Source organism: Vibrio sp. 811 (genome assembly GCF_033339195.1).
Genome location: NZ_JAWOUB010000967.1, coordinates 1 through 515, shown reverse-complemented (window position 1 = coordinate 515; position 515 = coordinate 1). Strand labels below are relative to the sequence as shown.

The 515-nt window shown below is 48.0% G+C and carries 1 protein-coding gene; it reads left to right on the top strand.

Annotated elements, in window-relative coordinates; all coding sequences use genetic code 11:
• Positions 1 to 515, top strand: a 515-nt coding sequence (locus tag R7Q46_RS30390) for a Mur ligase family protein (RefSeq protein ID WP_318078743.1), incomplete at both ends; no start/stop codon positions are given.

Below are 515 nucleotides of genomic sequence, written 5' to 3'. Positions count from 1 at the left end.
ATGGCAAAAGCGGCAGGATTGACGGTGGGTGTCGGCGGTAACATTGGCGTGCCTGCACTGGAGCTGCTTGAGCAAGATGCGGATTTGTATGTACTGGAACTTTCAAGTTTTCAGTTGGAAACGACGTCGAGTTTGAAACTCAAAGCGGCGGCATTTCTTAACCTTTCCGAAGATCATATGGATCGCTACGAAGGTATGGCAGATTATCGCGCTGCTAAGTTGCGTATTTTTGATCATGCAGAGTTAGCTGTAGTTAACCGTGATGATCAAGAGACGTACCCAGAGGTTGAGATGCCCGTGGTTACGTTTGGCAGCGATGAGCAAGCTTACGGCCTTGAAGTCGATGGTTCTCGCACATGGTTATTTGATCATGGTCAGCGCGTCATCGCCAGCGATGAATTGAAACTTGTCGGCAAACATAACTTAGCGAACGCTCTCGTCGTGTTGGCTCTGCTCAAAGCTGCAGGTGTTGATTACCACAACGCTTTGAATGCACTTAAAAATTACACTGGACT